This window comes from Mesorhizobium sp. WSM3859 (assembly GCF_002295065.1).
In the GTDB taxonomy this organism is placed as follows: Bacteria; Pseudomonadota; Alphaproteobacteria; order Rhizobiales; family Rhizobiaceae; genus Mesorhizobium.
The window spans coordinates 115,540-132,895 of record NZ_NSGG01000014.1 but is presented as its reverse complement, the minus strand read 5'-3'; the positions used below and the strand labels follow the sequence as shown (position 1 = coordinate 132,895).

The 17,356-nt window shown below is 63.1% G+C and carries 19 protein-coding genes; 10 read left to right on the top strand and 9 right to left on the bottom strand.

Translation table 11 applies throughout. From position 1 onward, the window contains the following. The first annotated feature begins 1 nt into the window (after position 1). From CK230_RS25320 to CK230_RS25310, 3 genes are read left to right on the top strand one after another with little or no spacing between them, the layout of a single operon-like run. Entirely contained in the window at positions 2-1,057 is a 1,056-nt protein-coding gene (locus CK230_RS25320) for a chemotaxis protein CheB (RefSeq protein WP_095819873.1), read from the top strand. 37 nt (positions 1,058-1,094) lie between these two features. Beyond that, positions 1,095-4,583: a CheR family methyltransferase gene (locus CK230_RS25315; RefSeq protein ID WP_176480207.1), complete on the top strand. Its 3,489-nt coding sequence runs from the start codon at positions 1,095-1,097 to the stop codon at positions 4,581-4,583. A 22-nt stretch (positions 4,584-4,605) separates the two neighbouring features. Beyond that, positions 4,606-4,995, top strand: a complete 390-nt coding sequence (locus tag CK230_RS25310; protein WP_095819871.1) for a response regulator — start codon at positions 4,606-4,608, stop codon at positions 4,993-4,995. 25 nt (positions 4,996-5,020) lie between these two features. Here CK230_RS25310 and CK230_RS25305 read toward each other — a convergent pair whose 3' ends face one another. The 3 genes from CK230_RS25305 to CK230_RS25300 are packed head-to-tail and all read right to left on the bottom strand — an operon-like array spanning position 5,021 to position 6,177. Next, positions 5,021-5,383: a response regulator gene (locus tag CK230_RS25305; protein WP_095819870.1), complete on the bottom strand. Its 363-nt coding sequence runs from the start codon at positions 5,381-5,383 to the stop codon at positions 5,021-5,023. Positions 5,384-5,394: 11 nt separating this feature from the next. Further along, positions 5,395-5,658 (bottom strand): hypothetical protein, encoded by a 264-nt coding sequence (locus tag CK230_RS32660; RefSeq protein WP_141246088.1) that lies wholly within the window; start codon positions 5,656-5,658, stop codon positions 5,395-5,397. 24 nt (positions 5,659-5,682) lie between these two features. Beyond that, complete coding sequence (locus CK230_RS25300; protein ID WP_095819869.1) at positions 5,683-6,177, bottom strand: hypothetical protein; 495 nt, start codon at positions 6,175-6,177, stop codon at positions 5,683-5,685. A gap of 210 nt (positions 6,178-6,387) precedes the next feature. Between CK230_RS25300 and CK230_RS25295 the strand changes: the two genes are divergently transcribed. The 3 genes from CK230_RS25295 to CK230_RS33215 all read left to right on the top strand — a co-directional run bounded on the left by CK230_RS25295 (position 6,388) and on the right by CK230_RS33215 (position 7,682). Further along, positions 6,388-6,705, top strand: coding sequence for a hypothetical protein (locus CK230_RS25295; protein ID WP_095819868.1), 318 nt, complete (start codon positions 6,388-6,390; stop codon positions 6,703-6,705). A gap of 528 nt (positions 6,706-7,233) precedes the next feature. Continuing rightward, entirely contained in the window at positions 7,234-7,362 is a 129-nt protein-coding gene (locus CK230_RS34040; protein WP_280952570.1) for a hypothetical protein, read from the top strand. A gap of 146 nt (positions 7,363-7,508) precedes the next feature. Further along, positions 7,509-7,682 (top strand): hypothetical protein, encoded by a 174-nt coding sequence (locus CK230_RS33215; RefSeq protein ID WP_095819866.1) that lies wholly within the window; start codon positions 7,509-7,511, stop codon positions 7,680-7,682. A gap of 3 nt (positions 7,683-7,685) precedes the next feature. On the opposite strand, the gene CK230_RS25280 is transcribed toward CK230_RS33215, so the two are convergent. Next, positions 7,686-8,246 (bottom strand): sigma-70 family RNA polymerase sigma factor, encoded by a 561-nt coding sequence (locus tag CK230_RS25280; protein ID WP_095819865.1) that lies wholly within the window; start codon positions 8,244-8,246, stop codon positions 7,686-7,688. A 325-nt stretch (positions 8,247-8,571) separates the two neighbouring features. Next, positions 8,572-9,432 (bottom strand): LysR family transcriptional regulator, encoded by an 861-nt coding sequence (locus tag CK230_RS25275; RefSeq protein ID WP_095819864.1) that lies wholly within the window; start codon positions 9,430-9,432, stop codon positions 8,572-8,574. A 137-nt stretch (positions 9,433-9,569) separates the two neighbouring features. On the opposite strand from CK230_RS25275, the gene CK230_RS25270 reads away from it, so the two are divergent. The 4 genes from CK230_RS25270 to CK230_RS25255 all read left to right on the top strand — a co-directional run bounded on the left by CK230_RS25270 (position 9,570) and on the right by CK230_RS25255 (position 12,877). Further along, entirely contained in the window at positions 9,570-10,322 is a 753-nt protein-coding gene (locus CK230_RS25270) for an alpha/beta hydrolase (protein WP_095819863.1), read from the top strand. Positions 10,323-10,562: 240 nt separating this feature from the next. After that, entirely contained in the window at positions 10,563-11,387 is an 825-nt protein-coding gene (locus tag CK230_RS25265; RefSeq protein WP_095819862.1) for an oxidoreductase, read from the top strand. 50 nt (positions 11,388-11,437) lie between these two features. Further along, entirely contained in the window at positions 11,438-12,286 is an 849-nt protein-coding gene (locus CK230_RS25260; protein ID WP_095819935.1) for an alpha/beta hydrolase, read from the top strand. Between the two features lie 60 nt (positions 12,287-12,346). Further along, positions 12,347-12,877 (top strand): VOC family protein, encoded by a 531-nt coding sequence (locus CK230_RS25255; RefSeq protein WP_095819934.1) that lies wholly within the window; start codon positions 12,347-12,349, stop codon positions 12,875-12,877. Between the two features lie 195 nt (positions 12,878-13,072). Here CK230_RS25255 and guaA read toward each other — a convergent pair whose 3' ends face one another. The 4 genes from guaA to CK230_RS25235 all read right to left on the bottom strand — a co-directional run bounded on the left by guaA (position 13,073) and on the right by CK230_RS25235 (position 17,198). Next, positions 13,073-14,650, bottom strand: coding sequence for a glutamine-hydrolyzing GMP synthase (gene guaA, locus CK230_RS25250; RefSeq protein WP_095819861.1), 1,578 nt, complete (start codon positions 14,648-14,650; stop codon positions 13,073-13,075). Positions 14,651-14,718: 68 nt separating this feature from the next. Next, positions 14,719-15,357 (bottom strand): 5'-methylthioadenosine/S-adenosylhomocysteine nucleosidase, encoded by a 639-nt coding sequence (locus CK230_RS25245; protein WP_095819860.1) that lies wholly within the window; start codon positions 15,355-15,357, stop codon positions 14,719-14,721. Positions 15,358-15,360: 3 nt separating this feature from the next. Beyond that, a complete protein-coding gene (locus CK230_RS25240; protein ID WP_095819859.1) occupies positions 15,361-15,819 on the bottom strand; it encodes a PaaI family thioesterase in 459 nt (152 codons plus the stop codon). An 89-nt stretch (positions 15,820-15,908) separates the two neighbouring features. Beyond that, a complete protein-coding gene (locus CK230_RS25235) occupies positions 15,909-17,198 on the bottom strand; it encodes an RsmB/NOP family class I SAM-dependent RNA methyltransferase (protein ID WP_095819858.1) in 1,290 nt (429 codons plus the stop codon). Positions 17,199-17,356 lie beyond the last annotated feature (158 nt).

The following is a 17,356-nucleotide window of genomic DNA, read 5'->3' as shown; positions in this document are numbered from 1 at the left end:
AATGGCCCGTTCCACAAGCCCAGCGAAAAACCACAACATCATCGTCATCGGCGCGTCGGCCGGCGGGATCGAGCCGTTGAAGCGGCTCGTCGCCGACCTGCCCGCCGATCTGCCGGCTGCCGTGTTCGTCGTGGTGCATGTCGGCCAGGTCAGCTACCTGCCCGAAATCCTCGACCGAGCGGGACCACTCGGCGCCGTGCCGGCCAGGAACGGCGCGGCGTTCAGGATGGGTTGCATCTATGTGGCGCCACCCGGTTTCCATCTTCTCCTTCACGACGGCCATATGATGCTGCGACGCGGCCCGCGCGAAAACCTTGCCCGGCCAGCCATCGACCCGTTGTTCCGCTCGGCGGCGTTGAGCTACGGCGCCAGCGTCATCGGTGTGCTGCTGTCGGGCTCACTTTCCGACGGCACCGCCGGGTTGAGGGCCGTCAAGGCTGTGGGCGGGCTGGCGGTGGTCCAGGACCCCAATGATACGCTGGTGCCTGCGATGGTCGAAAGCGCGCTGCATTTTGTCGAGGTCGACCACTGCCTGCCGGCGGCGAAGCTCGGGGCTTTGCTAGCAAAGCTCGCGGCTGAGCCCGCCGGCGAAACGTTCGCAGCCCCACCAGCGGTCAGACTGGAGGCGGCCATCGCCGCGCAGGAGCATTCGACCATGAAAGATGAAGATCGACTTGGCGAGTTGTCGGTGTTTACATGCCCGGAATGCCACGGGCCGTTGTGGGAGATCGAAGACGGTGACATGCTGCGCTATCGGTGCCATACCGGGCATGCCTTCACCGCCGACGCGGTGATGGAGGCGCAGGCGATCGAGGCGGACGAGATCCTGTGGAGCCTGCTTCGCTCGCATCAGCAACGGGCGGCGTTTGCCAAACGGATGGCGGAGCGGGTTCAGACAAAACACCGGTCTGAACTCGCAGCCGAAATAGGTCGGCGGGCCAAGGAATATGAGGCGGATGCCGCTGTGATCGAGCGGATCCTCGAAAGCAGGCGGGTTCAGGTAACGGGCAATGGCGAAGGCGGCGCGGAACGGAAACACACGAAAGGCAAGGATTAGTTCGCGCGAGATTGCGAAAGAGCCGGCGCCCTTTCCCTTGATCGGGATTGGCGCCTCGGCGGGCGGCATTGCGGCGCTGCAGAAATTCTTCCCCGAGGTGCCGACCGACAGCGGCTTTGCCTATGTGGTGATCCAACATCTCGACGCCGAGCACGAAAGCGTGCTTGCCAGCATCATCCAGCGCTCCACCACGATCGAAACCCAAACCGCGGCCGAAGGCATGGAGATCGAGCCCGACAAGATCTACGTCACGCCCCCGGGCGTGTCGGTCTCCATGCGTGACCAGCGTTTCCACATAGCCAAGATGGCAACGACACGCGCGAGGCGAACGCCGATCGACGATTTCTTCACTTCGTTGGCGCAGGAGCAGGCGGAGAATGCGGCGGGCATCATCCTGTCCGGAACGGGCAGCGACGGCACGATCGGGCTCAGGGCCATCAAGGAACGCGGCGGCCTGACCTTGGCGCAGGAAAGTGCCGAATATGACGGCATGATGCGCAGCGCCGTCCAGAGCGGCCTGGTCGACTTGGTGCTTCCCGCGGAGGAAATGGCGGGCAAGGTGGTCGGCTATTTCCGCCACACCAATCATACCGAAAGCGAACGCGACCGCCGCAAGCGCGATGTCGCCGAACAGCTTTCACGCATCGCGGCGCTGCTGCGAGCGCGGACCGGCCACGATTTCAGCGGTTACAAGGACAACACGATCCTGCGCCGCATCCAGCGCCGCATGCAGGTGCTGCAGATCGACGACCCGGCCGCGTTCTACGAGCGGCTGCGCGGCGAGCCGCAGCAGGTGGATCTGCTGTTCCAGGACCTCTTGATCGGCGTCACCAGCTTCTTCCGCGACGAGCACGCCTTCGATGTCTTGGAAAGGCTGGTCATTCCCCGGCTGTTCGAGAGCCGCAAGCCCGACGAGACGATCCGCGTATGGGTGCCGGGCTGCGCCACGGGCGAAGAGGCTTATTCGATCGCCATGCTCCTGAAGGAGAACGCGCCGCGCGGCGCCGCCTCGCCCAATCTGCAGATCTTCGCCACCGACATCGACGAGCGCGCGCTGGAAGTCGCCAGGGCCGGCCGCTATCCGGCAACGATCGCGACGGACATAACGCCGAAGCGGCTGAAGGAGTTCTTCTCGCGCGAGGACGGCACCTACCGCGTTTCCGCCGACCTGCGCGAGGTCTGCCTGTTTTCCTCGCACAATCTGCTGCGCGACCCGCCCTTCTCCAAGCTCGATCTGGTCGCCTGCCGCAATCTTCTGATCTATATGGGCCCGGAACTGCAGGAAAAGATCGTCCCGATCTTCCACTACGCGCTGCGCAACAACGGCTATCTTTTTCTTGGATCGTCGGAGAACGTCACGCGGCACGCCCGCCTGTTCTCCACCGTCGACAAGACGAGCCGCATCTTCCAGAAGCGCGGCGGGGTCACTCCGCACCGGCTGCCCGAATTTCCGCTCGCCGCAGCGGCAAGGCAGGTGGCACCCAATGCGCGCCAGCGGGCGACGAACGGAACTTTGCAGGAGGTGGCGGAGCGTGTCATCGTCGAGCGCTATGCGCCGGCCTATGTGGTGACCAACGCGGCCGGCGAGCTGATGCACAGTTCGGGCGGCACCGGAAAATATCTCGAGCTCGCCGCCGGCGCCCCCGACCACAACGTCTTTTCCATGGCAAGGCGAGGCTTGCGCATGGATCTGCGCGCCGCGCTCCACAAGGCGGCCAGCACCGGACAGGTGGCGATCCAGAACAAGATCAGCATCGGCACCAATGGCGGCCGCCAGACGATAAGCCTGGCCGTGCAGCCGCTGCCCTCCGACGGCTCGGCGGATCCGCTCTATATGCTGGTCTTCCGGGACATCGGCGGCATCAAGGCGGAGTCGGAAGACGAGCCCGTCCACACGACCGACGATGTCGAAAGCGCCAATGTCAGCCAGCTCGAAAGGGAGCTGAGGGAAACCAAGGAGCGGCTGCAGATCACCACCGAGGAGCTCGAGTCCTCCAACGAGGAGCTGAAATCCTCCAACGAGGAGTTGTCGTCGATCAACGAGGAGCTGCAGTCTTCCAACGAGGAGCTGGAAACCTCGAAGGAAGAACTGCAGTCGATCAATGAGGAACTGCAGACGGTCAATGCAGAGCTCAACATCCGCGTCGACGAGCTCAGCCGCGCGAACAACGACATGGCGAATTTGCTCGAAAGCACGCAGATCGCCACCGTGTTCCTCGACCGCGACCTCTGCATCAAGAGCTTCACGCCGACCGCGCGCGATCTGTTCCGGCTGGTCGAAAGCGATGTCGGCCGGCCGCTGGCGCATGTGCGGCCACGCTTCCCTGCCGACGGTCTGCCGGCCGATATGGAACAGGTGCTGCTGAGGCTGGGCACGATCGAGCGTCAGGTCGAAGGATCGGACAATGGCCGGCGCTACATCATGCGCGTGCTGCCCTACCGCACCGTCGATAATGTGATTGCCGGCGTCGTCGTCACTTTCGTCGACGTCACCCAGATCGCCCGTGCGGAGGAGAAGATCGGCGTGCTCTCGCACGATCTGCGCAATCGCGTCGAAAGCCTCGAGACCCTGCTCGACCTGGTGCCGGTCGGCATTTTCATCGCCGAAGACGGCGACGGCGCTGAGATCCGCGCCAACCGCCGCGGGGTGGAGCTCGCGGGGCAACGCGCCACCGGCGACAAACTGATTTCCGTCCCTGCCGTCCTGCCGCTGACGCTCGATGGGGCCAAGGTGGACGGCGATGACCAGCCTCTGATCAAGGCAATGCGCACCGGCAAGGCGATACCCGGTTACGAAGCACGGATCCTGCGTGAGGATGGCTCGAGCATCGACGTGATGATGTCGGCCAACCCGCTGTTCGACGAGAACGGCAAGGTGCGCGGCGCCATCGCGGCACTGGTCGACATATCGAGCCACAAGGAGGCCGAGCGCAGCCAGGAAAGGCTGCTGCACGAGTTGCAGCACCGCGTGAAGAACATCCTGGCCACGATCACCGCGCTGACGTCGCGCATGGTGCGCACGGCGAGCTCGGTGAGCGATTTCTCGACCTCGTTCCAGCAGCGGCTGCAAGCGATGGGCCGGACGCACGAAGTGCTGTCCTCCTACAACTGGACGGATGCCGATCTCGAGCAGTTGCTGCGGGCGGTCTTGTCGCCCTACAGCAGCAAATCGCGCCGCAACATCGCCATTCGTGGAAAGCAGTTGCAGCTCGGCGCAAGCATGGCCGCGACGCTCGGCATGGTATTGTTCGAGCTCGCCAGCAATGCGGCGAAATACGGCGCGCTGTCGACCGAAGAGGGTCGGGTCGATGTGGCGTGGAACACCGACAAAGCCGGGGTTCTGTCGATCCACTGGAAAGAAATTGACGGGCCTGCCGTCGTGGAGCCGCCTAAGCGGAATTTCGGAACAAGCTTCATCCAGCAAAGTTTAGAATATGAGCTGGGAGGCAAGGTCAATCTGAGATTCGAGCCCTCCGGAGTTGAATGCGACATAGAAATTCCACTGGCGCCGGGCGTAGGCCGGTAGCATTCTCGCTTAGTGGCAAGGAATGAACACGAATACCATTTTGGCGGGCCTCAATGTCCTCGTGGTCGAGGACGTGTTTATGCTTGCGCAAGATTTTGCCGACCAGTTGGCGGGCGCCGGATGTACCGTGGTGGGACCGGCGCCTACCGTTCAACAGGCGCTGGTTCAAATCGACGGCATTGCCCTGGATGGCGCCTTGCTGGATGTCAATCTTCGCGGCGAGCGGAGCTTTCCTTTGGCCGAGCATCTGGCGCGCGAGGGCGTGCCTTTCATTTTCCTCACCGGCTATGACAGCGCCACCGTCTTTCCCGACAGCTTTCGCGACACGCCGAAGCTGACCAAGCCGGTCGACTACGGCCTGCTGATCGAGGCGGTGTCGCGGTTTCGTAAAGGTGACGCCTCGTCTGGCTGAAATGGGCTTTGGGTCGCTGCCTCGTCTATTGTTCGGGGCGACCCCCAACCAGCTGGCTCACAAGTTCAACCAGATGCCGGATCGGCGCCGGCTTAGGCAGATAGGGCGCGCCGTGAAAGATCGGCGACTGGAACTCCGGATCGTAGCCTGAATGCACGACGAAAGGCACGCCCGCTTCCTTGAGGCGGGCTGCGGCGGCGCCGCGCTGGCCGTCAAGCAGTTGGATATCGATGATGGCAAGGTCCGGCTTGTGATCGTCCAGCCAAGCCGCGGCTGCCCGCTCGGACGCCACGCAGGCCACCTCGAAGCCGCGCTCCTTCAGGCCATTCGCCACGTCCGACGCGATCAGATACTCGTCTTCGATGATCAGTGCCAAGGGCGCACGCATCTCCGCCTCCGTTAGCGTATAATGCCCCTCCTCGGCTTGGGCTCGCGATTGTTCTCATCATGCCCGCCGGGAAAGCGCAGGATGTGTTCCTGCGGATTGGTTGCGACGCTGCCGAGGGGGTTTGGACCCGCCTGTTCCCTGTCGAGGGGGAGCTCGATCACGTCGGGGTCCGCCAACGCGGCGCGCGCCTCGAACAGGCGAAGAAACTCAGGTCTGAGCCCATCGCCTCGTGAGCTCGCAACCGCATGCAGTGACATGAGGGAATGCATCATCATACCTTTCACCGACGCCGCCTTCCCTCACATCGCGGCGGTTGCCCTTTCCTGCCTTGCTTCTTCGAAATCGACGGACACGACGACGCTGCCGTCGCGGCCACGAACCCGAACCGCCCAGCCGTCCTGACGGGATTCTGCCGCATCGTCGAGCAGATCGATCGCGGAGCGCAGCGCTTCGTGACGGACAGCTTCCAGGTCGGGCAATTCGACGCCCTCGAGCCGTCTCACACTGCCATCCTCGCGATATTCGAATGTGTACGGACCGTGGCTAGTATCGGTCAGCCTCCCGGTGCCCGGCCGGCCTGCGTCCGCCTTTCCGTCCGGTCGGTCTCCTTCAGCCTGGTAGCTGAACGTCGCGCATTGAAGCATCATCTCTCTGGCGCGATCGACAAGCGCGGCATCGCCGAGCAATGGGTTGGACACGACCATGGTGACAGCGATGTTTTCCCCGCCCTCGCCAACAAACTCGACTGTCGCGCCTTTGGGGCTTGCATGGATCGTCGTGTCGAGAACTTGCATTGCTGCCTCTCTGTCCTGGTATCGAGGATAAAAAGCTCCCCTGATCCCGAAAGTTCCGTCCGAGTTCAGGAATCGAATTCCGAAACATGGCCCGACGCTCTCGTAGCGTGCGCGAACGCGGCCGCGGCTACATGAATCCATTCCTTCATTGAAGGCCCGATTGGAACAGCGGGGCCGGATGCAGGTTTTTGGGGAATAAAGGAGCCCCGTATGCCACCCAACCAACGCACACCAGCCGAAGCCCGCGGCGAAATCCAGGCCGGCAGGACACAGGATAAGACTCCGGGCTTCGACCCGGCGGCAGCACCGCAGGAAGCGGACGCTGAGGCCGGCGCTGTCCCGACTTCCGCCGCGCCGGCCGCGCCGCACAAACCGAACTTCACCAACCAGGCGAGCTTTGCCAACGCGATGCGACCACCGGAGAACGCGCCCGATCTGCAGCCGCGCAGGAACGGGCCAGTCCTGGTGATCGCGGCACTGGTCGTCGTGGCCGCGGTCGTTTTTCTGTTCGCCGTAGCCTTCGGCTAGGCATGGAAGGAACATCATTCGCCGCCCCGAGTTTGATAGCGCAAGGAGGTTATTGCGATGCCAAGCTTGAGAAGTTTGTTTCGCCATCTGTGGCGCTGGAAAGCACAGCCTACGACGCACCCCTCTCCAGTGGATGCCATTGTGCGGGTGCTGCGCGAAGCCGAGAAGCAGCACGGATCCCGGCGTTCGGAATGAGAAGCATCCTGACGGTTAGTGTGTCCGGAGGATCTGCAGCTTCACCGTTCCCGCGCGTCGGCGAGCAACGCGGTTTGGAGGGCAACCGGATCAAATCCGACCAGTACCAGGACCACGCAGCCAACCGTCTGCAGAAGCAATTAGCGCATGCTCGCGGATCGCCTTTTGCCACGAATTCCGAAGACAGCGATCCGGAAATCCCACAGCTTGCGGCGAGCGCCTTGCAAAGGCCGGTCGGGTATGTCTCAGTGAGCTCTGAAGGGCCCCTATTGTTAAGAGAATGCGATGTCTCGTCGGAGAGAGCGCGATCTTTGCGCCCAGGCAATCCAGAGCTTGGACCAAGAGATCGCTTCCCTATTGACCGCCATCGAGCGGGAGAAGGTCCCTGACCAGCTGACCAGGCTTGCACTCGAACTGCAGAACGCGCTGATCGAAAAGCGCAAAGGCGATCTGGCGGGGTGAGCGCGGTTGAAGACGTCGCCGGCGAGGATGCGGCATTCCTCCGAGACAGGGTCGAAGGCATCGACAGTGCCTGCTGTCGCTAAGCCAGCGTCATCAATGGAACATTAACATAAGTGAATCGTTGTAGCCGGTTGGGAGTTATCCCGATGGCACAGGATGGTAGAACTCCGGAAGTGGACGAACTCGTTCGGCGGCTGGTCGCAACCACCGGTATCACCGAAGCGCAGGCGCTTGAACTTGTTTCCCTGCTCGGCCTGAATTGGGCCTCGCTGATGAGAGAGGCGAAAGTCCTAAAAGCAGCTCGCTTTCGCCAAGCTTAAATTTTAGCGTCTTACGCCTTCATTATCCCAATGGTCGTCTGAAAATTGACGTCGTCGCTCGATCAATGCTTGCGACGAGCTTTCCCCTAGGAACTCCAGAACACCGGCACGGGCACGGTTGAGGCGGCTTTTGACGGTGCCGACAGCGCAACCGCATATCGCAGCGGTTTCTTCGTAGCTTTCGCCCAGCACGCCGATCAGCATCAGAACCTCAAGCTGATGAGACGGCAGCTTCTGGATGGCTTGATGGACTTCCCTGCTCTGCACGGACCAATCCTGGGACGGTTCCGAGATCGGCCGGCTGGAAGCGCAGTCAAGCCGCCCGGGCGCCTCCCTGGCGGCTGCCTTGGCACGCGTGTAGTGCGTGTTGCGCATGATCGTGAAGAGCCAAGACTTCAGCCGCGTGCCCGGCTCGAACTTGTCCAGGTTGGCGAGCCCCTTGGTCAATGTCTCCTGCACGAGATCATCGGCGTCGTCGGGCACCCGACAGAACGTTCGCGCGAAAGCCCGCAAGGCAGGAATGAGATCGACGACGGAGATCTCACCGGCGTCAGGGTTCGACAAATTAGGCTCTCTGGGTGACAATTTCCGGGCCTAGCAAGCAGGAGTGGATGAGATGCAGACTAGGGAGAATGCCTGAGAAAAAGGAACGTTCCTGTTTTCCGTCGCCCGGCCGAAACTTTTGCTCAAGCGGCTCGATCTAGGGGAGCATTCAAAGGGTCGCTTCGATCCTCGGCTCCTCGATTTGGAAATGATCACGATGTCCGATCCGCCGAACTCGAGCAGTTTGGCGTGCAACCGGCGGGCGCGATCGGTATGACTGCCACCGAGACGACTGCAGCGATCTTGGCGTTTCTCCGGGAACCTTGAGTCATTTGCGGGCCGCACATCATGCGGTCGCGTTCACGAGATGGTTCGATACCGTCGAGATGAACGCGCGAAGACGCTGAAGACGCCGTAGATCCCGGTGGTATCCCATCCAAATGTCTCGCGCCGGCGGCGGCGTCGGCAGTTCCAGTCTGCGGATACCCGGGATCTGATTGCCGACCACGCGGGGCAGGACAGCGATGCCGACGCCTTGCCTGCACATACGCCCCTGGACGTTGCGGTTGTTCGACCGCAGGACCGGTCTCGCGTTGGGGAAACTCTCGATGAGCCAACCGATGTCAGGGAAATGGCCCGTGGATGTGTCATGGGTGATCAGCCGGAAACCAGTCCCATCGCCATATTTGGGATCAGGCGCCTCCTCGGCGATGTAGACGCCGTATTCGAGCCTGAAGAGCCGCCGCTGAACGACATCGGCAGTATCGAACGGAACGATACGGAAAGCGACGTCGGCTTCCCGTTGGGCAAGGTTGAACAGGCGCGTGCCGGTCAGAATCTCGACGTCGACATTGGGGTAGGCTTTCGAGAAATCCGCCAGGATGGGAGGCAGGACATAGGCCCCGAACCAGTCCGCTGATGAAATTCGCAGACTGCCTTTGAGATTCTGCTCCTGCCCTGCAAGCCGGCGTTCCATGGCCAGCGCGCCTTCTTCCATCTGCTCCGCCAGCGCGACGATCCCGTGGCCCTCTTCCGTCAGAACTAGACCGTCCGCTGTGCGCTGGAAGAGCGTGTGGCCGATCGCCTGCTCAAGTGCACGAAGGCGCCTGCCGACGGTCGGATGGCTTGTCTGAAGAGACCGCGCGGCGCCGCCGAGCGTGCCGGATCGCGCAATCGCAAGAAAGATTCTGACGTCACTCCATTCCATCGCGCCCCCCAACAAAACTGAACGCCGAGAATACATTTATGTCAGTTAAAGAACAAATCTAAGCACCTAGATTCCCGCCATCGGTCGATCGGACCGTCTCTCGTGTATCACCTCGTGTCATTCGGAAGGATCGGCAAATGTCTCTCAAGTCTCTCTATCTCGGTGCTGCGGTTCTTGCAGTGGTGCTCGGCGCGCCCTCCGCTTTCGCGCAGCCGGCCCAAAATGTGATTTTGGTCCATGGCGCGTTGGTCGATGGCAGCGGCTGGAGGGGCGTTTATGGGCGCCTGGTCGCCAAGGGCTTGAAAGTCACGGTGGTCCAGGAACCGAACACTTCGCTGGCGGATGACGTTCAGGCGGTTCACCGCGCTATCGAGCAGCAAAATGGGCCGGTCGTCCTCGTTGGCCACAGCTATGGTGGTCAGATCATCACCGAAGCCGGCGTCGACCCGAAGGTTTCGGCACTTGTCTATGTCGCGGCCATCGTCCCGGATGTTGGCGAGGGCGTAGGCGATCTGTTTGAGAAGTGGCCGAGTCCGACCGCCGACGCGTTCAAGCCGACTTCTGACGGCTTCCTGCTGTTCGATCCCGCGAAGTTCCGGGCGGGATTCGCCGCTGACCTGTCCAAGGCCGAGACGGATTTCATGACCGACTCCCAGGTGCCGGTTTCGGCGAAGATCCTCGGAACCAAGACCCAGCACGCGGCCTGGAAGACCAAGCCGAGCTACGGCATCGTGGCCGGGCTGGACATGGCTGTCAGCGCCGAGGCGGAGCGGTCTATGTACAAGCGGGCAAGTACGAAGGTCACCGAGGTGCCCGGTGCCAGCCATGCGGTTTATATCTCGCATCCGCGCGAAGTCGCCGATGTCATCGCCGAAGCGGCGAGCAAATGAAGCCGACGCCCTGATGTTCAGGCTCAGGGCTGCGGAAGTTTCGTGACCCATGCCGAAGCCACCCCTGTGGCTTCGGCATCGCGACCGGCCAACTCATCGGCGCGGATCTCCCGATGCTTGAAGCTGTCCGCGAGGGCTCAGCAAAGCCGTCTCGGCGGGCCTCGGCGAGAAGGATCGGTCGTCATGGCCGACATGCCGATTCGCGGCAGCATCGTCTGAAAACAACTCGGAGAAAAGGTAATGAAAACTTGGCTCATGACAGGCTGCTCAAGCGGCTTCGGCCGGCGGCTCGCGCTCGCCGCAGCACAGCGCGGCGACCGGGTCATCGCGACGGCCCGCAATGTCGAGACGATCGAGGAAATGGCCGAGCCTTTCGGCGGCCGCATGATCACTTTGCCACTCGACGTGACCGATGCGGCGGCAGCCAAGGCAGCGGTCGCAAAGGCGGTCGAGACCTTTGGTGGGTTTGACGTGCTCGTGAACAATGCCGGCTACGCGCTGTTCGGCGCGATCGAGGAAGGCACGCCCGAGGAATATCGGCCGATGTTCGAGGTAAACGTCTTCGGTCTGATCGAAACCACCAGAGCCGCGCTACCCGTCCTACGACGTTCGGGCGGAACAATCGTCAACATGTCGTCCGGCGCGGGCATCGAGGGCCGTGGCGGCGGAGGCTATTACCACGCCGCCAAGTTTGCCGTGGAAGGGATTTCCGAAGCGCTCGCCGGCGAACTGAAGCCGTTCGGCATCCGCGTGCTGATCGTCGAGCCTGGTCCGTTTCGCACCGATTTCCTTGGCCGTTCGATCACGATAGCGGCCAACGAGATGCCGGAATACGCCGCGAGCTCGCGCAAGCACTATCGCGAGACCAACAACGGCAATCAGGCGGGCGATCCCGACAAGGCGATCGCGGTGATCCTACAGGCGGTCGATGCCGATGACGCCCCGCTTCATCTGCCGCTCGGCCCGATCGCGCATTCGATCGCCGAGCGAAAGCTGGCTGCCTTTCGCAGCGATATCGACGCCTGGCGCGACATCACGATCGCCACCGATTTCGGCCAGTCCTGAGCGCTGACCGCGAGGTCTGTTTGAACGTCAACATCGATTGGAAAGCGATCATGATCGCAACCTTGAACGGGTTTACCCAGCAGTTGGTGCCGGTGAATGGCATCAGGATCAACACCGTCACCGGGGGCTCAGGCCCGCCGATCCTTCTGCTTCACGGCTGGCCGGAAACATGGTGGGAATGGCACCATGTGATGCCGCTGCTGGCCGAACATTTCAGCGTGGTGGCCATGGATCTGCGCGGCGCGGGCTTTTCCGACTGCCCGCTTGACGGCTATGACAAGGCCACGATGGCGCGCGACGCGCACGAGGTTATGGTTGCCCTTGGGCATGAACGCTACGCCGTGTGCGGCCATGACATTGGCGCAATGGTGGCGTTGCCGCAGGCCGCCATCTATCGGGAGGCTGTTACCCACCTGGCCGTCCTTGATGTTCCGCTTCCCGGCTGGACGCAATGGGAGACGACGACTGCAAGGATCTGGCACTTCAGCTTCCATATGAACCGGGATCTGCCCGAGCGCCTGATCCATGGCCGTGAATATGACTATGTTTCGACCTTCATGGCAGAGCGGTTCTACGATCACAGCACCTTCAATCCGGCTGACATCGAGATCTACGCGAAAGCAATGGCGCTTCCTGGCCGCACGCGCGGCGGCATGGAATGGTATCGCACCCTCGCGGCCGATCATGCGACTGCACTCGAGTACAAGAAGCGACCGCTCCAGATACCGGTGCTAGGTCTCGGCGGGGACCAGCGCTTCGGTGCGCAGATGGTCCCCATGCTCAAGGAGTTCGCCAGCAATGTGACGGGCGGCTCGATTGCGCGGTGCAGCCACTATGTCGCTGACGAGCGGCCGAATGAAGTCGCAGCCGCTCTGATCGATTTCCTCAAGGCCAATTGAAACTCTGCGCCCGCGCCGTCGTGGGCCGGGCGGATCGACCAAACAAGAATGGAGACTGTCATGACCGCACCCGTCATTCGCGGCGTCAATCATATCGGCATCACGGTGCCCGACATCGAAGCAGCAAAATCGTCCCTGGTGGAAGCTTTCGGCGGCCAGGTGATCTACCAGTCCTTCGGACCGCAGGATCCGCCGCGGCAGGGATCCGAATTCGAGCGAGCCGTCGGCGCTTTCCCCGGAACGGTCGTGCGTGCGCAGGCGATGGTCAAGATCGGAACCGGACCCGACATCGAGCTCTTCGAAATGCACGGTCCCGAACAAGCGCAGCCGGTCCGGGCGAGCGACTTCGGCATTACGCACTTCGCTCTCTACACCGACGACATCGACGCTTCGGTCGAGCGCTTCGAGAAGGCGGGAGGCACACCCCTCACCGCGCCGCGCGCTATTCCCTATGCAACCGAGAAAGGTCCTGGAAACAAGGTCTGCTACTGCCGCATGCCGTGGGGCACGACGATGGAATTCATCACCACGCCGGATCGCATGGCCTATCATGACCAGACGGATCTGCGCAGGTGGCAGGACGAGGACTGATCAGGGCGCGAAAAGGGACCCGCATCAGTTAAGTCGCGGCGGTGCTGACGTTGTAGGACGGGTTGGACGAATGCACAGCCGCGACATGCCGGATCGACCGCGCCGGCGGTCAGCCCATCCGGGTGAGCCTGACCTTCGTCAGCGCGCGTCTCATGCCGATATGCCCTGCGAGCCGCGAAGTTCGTATGGATCCCCCTATTCCCACTCGATGGTCCCCGGCGGCTTCGAGGTCACGTCGTAGACGACGCGGTTGATGCCTTTCACCTCGTTGATGATGCGGGTGGCGGCGGCGCCGAGGAAGTTCATGTCGTAGTGGTAGAAGTCGGCTGTCATGCCGTCGACGGAGGTCACGGCGCGCAGCGCGCAGACGAACTCGTAGGTACGGCCGTCGCCCATGACGCCGACCGTCTGCACCGGAAGCAGCACGGCGAAGGCCTGCCAGATGGCGTCGTAGAGGCCGGCCTTGCGGATCTCGTCGAGATAGATGGCATCGGCCTCGCGCAGGATCTCCAGCTTCTCGCGCGTGATGCCGCCCGGGCAGCGGATGGCAAGCCCCGGGCCTGGGAAGGGATGGCGGCCGATGAAGCTCTCGGGCAGGCCGAGCTCCTTGCCCAGCGCCCTCACCTCGTCCTTGAACAATTCGCGCAGCGGCTCGACCAGCTTCATGTTCATGCGCTCGGGCAGGCCGCCGACATTGTGGTGTGACTTGATCGTCACCGACGGGCCGCCGGAGAAGGAAACGCTCTCGATGACATCGGGATAGAGCGTGCCCTGGGCCAGGAAATCGGCGCCGCCGAGCTTCTTCGCCTCTTCCTCGAACACTTCGATGAACAGGCGGCCGATGGTCTTGCGTTTCTTCTCGGGGTCGGCCTCGCCTTCCAGCGCCGAGATGAAGCGGTCGGAGGCATCGACCAGGATTAGCGGCAAATTGTAGTGCTGGCGGAACATCTCCACCACGCTTTGGGCCTCGTCCTTGCGCATCAGGCCGTGGTCGACGAGGATGCAGGTCAGCTGGTCGCCGATCGCTTCATGGATCAAGAGCGCCGCGACGGAAGAGTCGACGCCGCCCGAGAGCGCGCAAATCACCTTGCCCTTGCCGACCTGCTTGCGGATCGTTTCCACGGCGTGCTCGCGATAGGCGCGCATCGTCCAGTCGCCCTCGATGCCGGCGATGTTGTGGACGAAGTTCCTGAGCAGCCTCGCGCCGTCCGGCGTGTGCACCACTTCCGGATGGAACATGATGCCGTACATCTTGCGCTCGATATCGCCGAAGATGGCGAAGGGCGAGCTTTCCGATTTGCCGAGCACTTGGAAGCCCGGCGGCAGTTCGATGACGCGGTCGCCATGGCTCATCCACACCTGGTGGCGCTGGCCGGGCGCCCACAGGCCCTCGAACAGCGGACTTTCCTTCTCGATCTCGACGAAGGCGCGACCGAATTCGCGGTGGTTGGAGCTTTCGGCGACGCCGCCCATCTGCACGCAAAGCGCCATCTGGCCGTAGCAGATGCCCAGCACCGGCACACCGGCGTCGAATACGATCTGCGGCGCGCGCGGGCTGCCGATGTCGGTGGTCGAGGCCGGGCCGCCCGACAGGATCACCGCTTTCGGATTGACGCGCTTGAAGGCAGCTTCGGCCGATTGGAACGGCACGATCTCAGAAAAGACGCCGCTCTCGCGGATGCGGCGGGCGATGAGCTGCGTGAACTGGCTGCCGAAATCGATGATCAGGACAGTGTCGGGCAGAACGGCGCTGGGATGATTGGCTGTCGTCATGGCGAGCCTTTAGAGAAAGAAACGAGTCGGCGCAATGGCTGTGCGCTGCGGCTTTCCGTCCTTTGCCCCTATGCCAGTTGGATCGCGCCGGATCCGATCGCCTGTTCCAGCAAGCCGATGGCCGCGGCCAGCTTCTCATCGATGATGTGCAGGTATTCCGTCCAGTCGTTGACGTGCCTGAGATCGGCCGCGCCGTCGGAAATGCCGCGCAAGCCGATCAGCGGCACGCCGAAGAGCTGGCAGGCTCGCAGGCAGGCGAAGGTCTCCATGTCGACCATGTCGGCATCGATGGCGTCATAAGCGGCGCCGGAGACGATCGCGCCGCCGGTCGAGAGCGAGGCGGTCCTGATGCCCGGGATGACGAACGGCAGCGGCACCGTCACCGGCAGGTCTAGGAAAGGCGTCGCCCCTTTCTCGAAGCCGAGCGGCGAAGCGTCCATGTCGCGATAGCTGGCCGACACGGCCTGGTAGATTTCGGCCTGCTCCAGTCTGCGGCTGCCGGCCGAGCCCAACGAGACGATCAGGTCCGGAAGCGCTCCCTCGGCCTTCGACGCCGCGAGTTCCGCGCTCAGCCGCACAGCGGCCTCGACCGGACCGACGCCGGTCATCAGCGGCGTGAACAGGTTTTTCAGATGCGGGCCGTATTCGGCCTCCGCCGCCATGACGAAGAGAACAGCCGTGCCTGCAATCTGAACTGTGCCCGCCATGGATCAACCTTCAATCCCGTCGCGACCGACCACCGTCATCATCGTGCCGGTCATGGTGGCGATCAGCTTGGCCTCGCCGTCGGCGGCAAAGGCGTAAGCCTGGCCGTCGGCGACGATGATGGTGCGGCCGGGCTTGGTCACGGAGCCGCGGAACAGGAAGCGCTCGCCCCTGCCCGGCGCCAGCAAGTTGACCTTGAACTCGATGGTCAGCACGCCGGAATTTTCCGGCATCAACGAAAAGGCCGCGTAGCCGCAGGCGGAGTCCAAGGCGGTAGAGATAACGCCGGCATGCAGGAAACCGTGCTGCTGGGTGAGTGCTGCCGAATACGGCATCTCGATCTCGATGATGCCGGGCGTCACCAGGGTCAATTCGGCGCCGATCGTCGCCATTGCCCTCTGCCGGGCAAAGGAGGCCCTGACGCGTTCCTCGAAGTCGGGAGCGGGTACGATCTTGGCTGCCATGGTCTCCGCCTCACGTTTTGCTGGCGAAGCTTATTGCAGAGGCAGGCAGCACAGGCAATCTTTTATGTTGCAGCGCAGCAAAGTCGCGCTCAGGCCGCCCTGCGCAAGGCGTGGAAATAAAACCCGTCGGTGCCACTCAGCGCCGGCGACAGCGAGATACCACCGTTGCCGGCAATGCGCGCGGCTCCTTCATGGCCGGGGAAGCGGCTGTCCCAGAGCTGGCGGTGATCGACCGGCGCAAAGTCTTCATGGCGTTCGCGGAACGCCTGGACCTGCTCGCCGTTTTCGGCGTCGAACACCGAGCAGGTGATGTAGACCAGCAAGCCGCCCGGCTTGACGAAGGCCTGGGCCGTATCGAGGATCGCTTGCTGCTCTCCCCTTCGGGCATCGAGCTGCCGCTCGGTCAATCGCCATTTGGCGTCCGGGCGGCGACGCCAGGTGCCGCTGCCGGTGCAGGGCGCGTCGATCAGCACGAGGTCCATATGCTTGGTGAGCGGCGCAAGCTCCGCCGGCTTGCTGACGACCTGGATGTTGCGGTTGTGCGAACGGCGGATGCGCTCGAAGATCGGCGCCAGCCGCACCTTCTCCGCGTCATGGGCAAAGAGCTGGCCCCGATTGTCCATCTCGGCCGACAGCGCCAGCGTCTTGCCGCCGGCGCCGGCGCAATAATCGAGCACCTGCATGCCGGGCTCGGCGCCGGCAAGTGCGGCGGCGAGTTGCGAGCCTTCGTCCTGCACCTCGAACCAGCCTTTCTGGAAGGCGGGCTCGGCCTGCACGTTCGGGTGCCTGCCGTCGCCATCGATGGGCGGGATGCGGATGCCGTGCGGCGCGATCGCCGCAGGTGCGGCGCCCGTGCCCTGGAGTTCTGCCAGCACCTTGGCGGGATCGGCCTGGAGCGTGTTGACCCTGAGGTCCAGCGGCGGACGCTGGGCGAGCGCCGCGCCTTCCTCGACCCAGCCGTCGCCATAGGCTTGCTCGAGCAGCGGCGCGCACCAGTCCGGGACATCCGCCCGCACGGCCTCGGGTGCATCGGTGAGCCTGCGCTCGGCCGCGACCTTCAACTCGGCGGCGTTGAGCAGCGGCGGTGCGAACTTGTCGCCGTCCAGCGCTTGGTTGAGCGACCGCGCCGTCTGCCCCCATTCGAGCAGCAGGGCGCCGAAGCCGATGGCGCGCGGCGTGTCCTCGCCGAACAGCCAGCCGGCCGAGCGTTTGCGGCGCAGCGCGTCATAGACGATGTTGCCGATTGCCGCGCGATCGCCGCCGCCGGCAAAGCGATGCGACAGTCCCCAGTCGCGCAAGGCGTCCGCCACCGGCCGATGGCGCCGGCCGATGTCTTCAAGAACCTCGATGGCCGCCGCCAGCCTTCCGCCCAGTCGCATCCCGTTTTCCGTAGCTGTTACAAATCGGTTCCAGCCCGCTCATAAAGCCTTTCAGGCCAGGATTGAAACAGTTCCGTTCGGTTTGCCGATGAAATAGCGTTTCAAGACCGGACGACTTGGCCGAACGATTTTTCCAGGGTGAGCGGCTGAGCCAGGAA

What these genes read in the sequence shown, in the direction of transcription:
- CK230_RS25255 (WP_095819934.1), top strand. Translation starts at nt 12,347, where the DNA reads ATGACCGCACCCGTCATTCGCGGCGTCAATCATATCGGCATCACGGTG.
- CK230_RS25300 (WP_095819869.1), bottom strand. Translation starts at nt 6,177, where the DNA reads ATGCAAGTTCTCGACACGACGATCCATGCAAGCCCCAAAGGCGCGACA.
- CK230_RS25270 (WP_095819863.1), top strand. Translation starts at nt 9,570, where the DNA reads ATGTCTCTCAAGTCTCTCTATCTCGGTGCTGCGGTTCTTGCAGTGGTG.
- CK230_RS25305 (WP_095819870.1), bottom strand. Translation starts at nt 5,383, where the DNA reads ATGCGTGCGCCCTTGGCACTGATCATCGAAGACGAGTATCTGATCGCG.
- guaA (WP_095819861.1), bottom strand. Translation starts at nt 14,650, where the DNA reads ATGACGACAGCCAATCATCCCAGCGCCGTTCTGCCCGACACTGTCCTG.
- CK230_RS25295 (WP_095819868.1), top strand. Translation starts at nt 6,388, where the DNA reads ATGCCACCCAACCAACGCACACCAGCCGAAGCCCGCGGCGAAATCCAG.
- CK230_RS25310 (WP_095819871.1), top strand. Translation starts at nt 4,606, where the DNA reads ATGAACACGAATACCATTTTGGCGGGCCTCAATGTCCTCGTGGTCGAG.
- CK230_RS32660 (WP_141246088.1), bottom strand. Translation starts at nt 5,658, where the DNA reads ATGATGATGCATTCCCTCATGTCACTGCATGCGGTTGCGAGCTCACGA.
- CK230_RS25245 (WP_095819860.1), bottom strand. Translation starts at nt 15,357, where the DNA reads ATGGCGGGCACAGTTCAGATTGCAGGCACGGCTGTTCTCTTCGTCATG.
- CK230_RS25260 (WP_095819935.1), top strand. Translation starts at nt 11,438, where the DNA reads ATGATCGCAACCTTGAACGGGTTTACCCAGCAGTTGGTGCCGGTGAAT.
- CK230_RS25265 (WP_095819862.1), top strand. Translation starts at nt 10,563, where the DNA reads ATGAAAACTTGGCTCATGACAGGCTGCTCAAGCGGCTTCGGCCGGCGG.
- CK230_RS25235 (WP_095819858.1), bottom strand. Translation starts at nt 17,198, where the DNA reads ATGCGACTGGGCGGAAGGCTGGCGGCGGCCATCGAGGTTCTTGAAGAC.
- CK230_RS25240 (WP_095819859.1), bottom strand. Translation starts at nt 15,819, where the DNA reads ATGGCAGCCAAGATCGTACCCGCTCCCGACTTCGAGGAACGCGTCAGG.
- CK230_RS25275 (WP_095819864.1), bottom strand. Translation starts at nt 9,432, where the DNA reads ATGGAATGGAGTGACGTCAGAATCTTTCTTGCGATTGCGCGATCCGGC.
- CK230_RS25320 (WP_095819873.1), top strand. Translation starts at nt 2, where the DNA reads ATGGCCCGTTCCACAAGCCCAGCGAAAAACCACAACATCATCGTCATC.
- CK230_RS33215 (WP_095819866.1), top strand. Translation starts at nt 7,509, where the DNA reads ATGGCACAGGATGGTAGAACTCCGGAAGTGGACGAACTCGTTCGGCGG.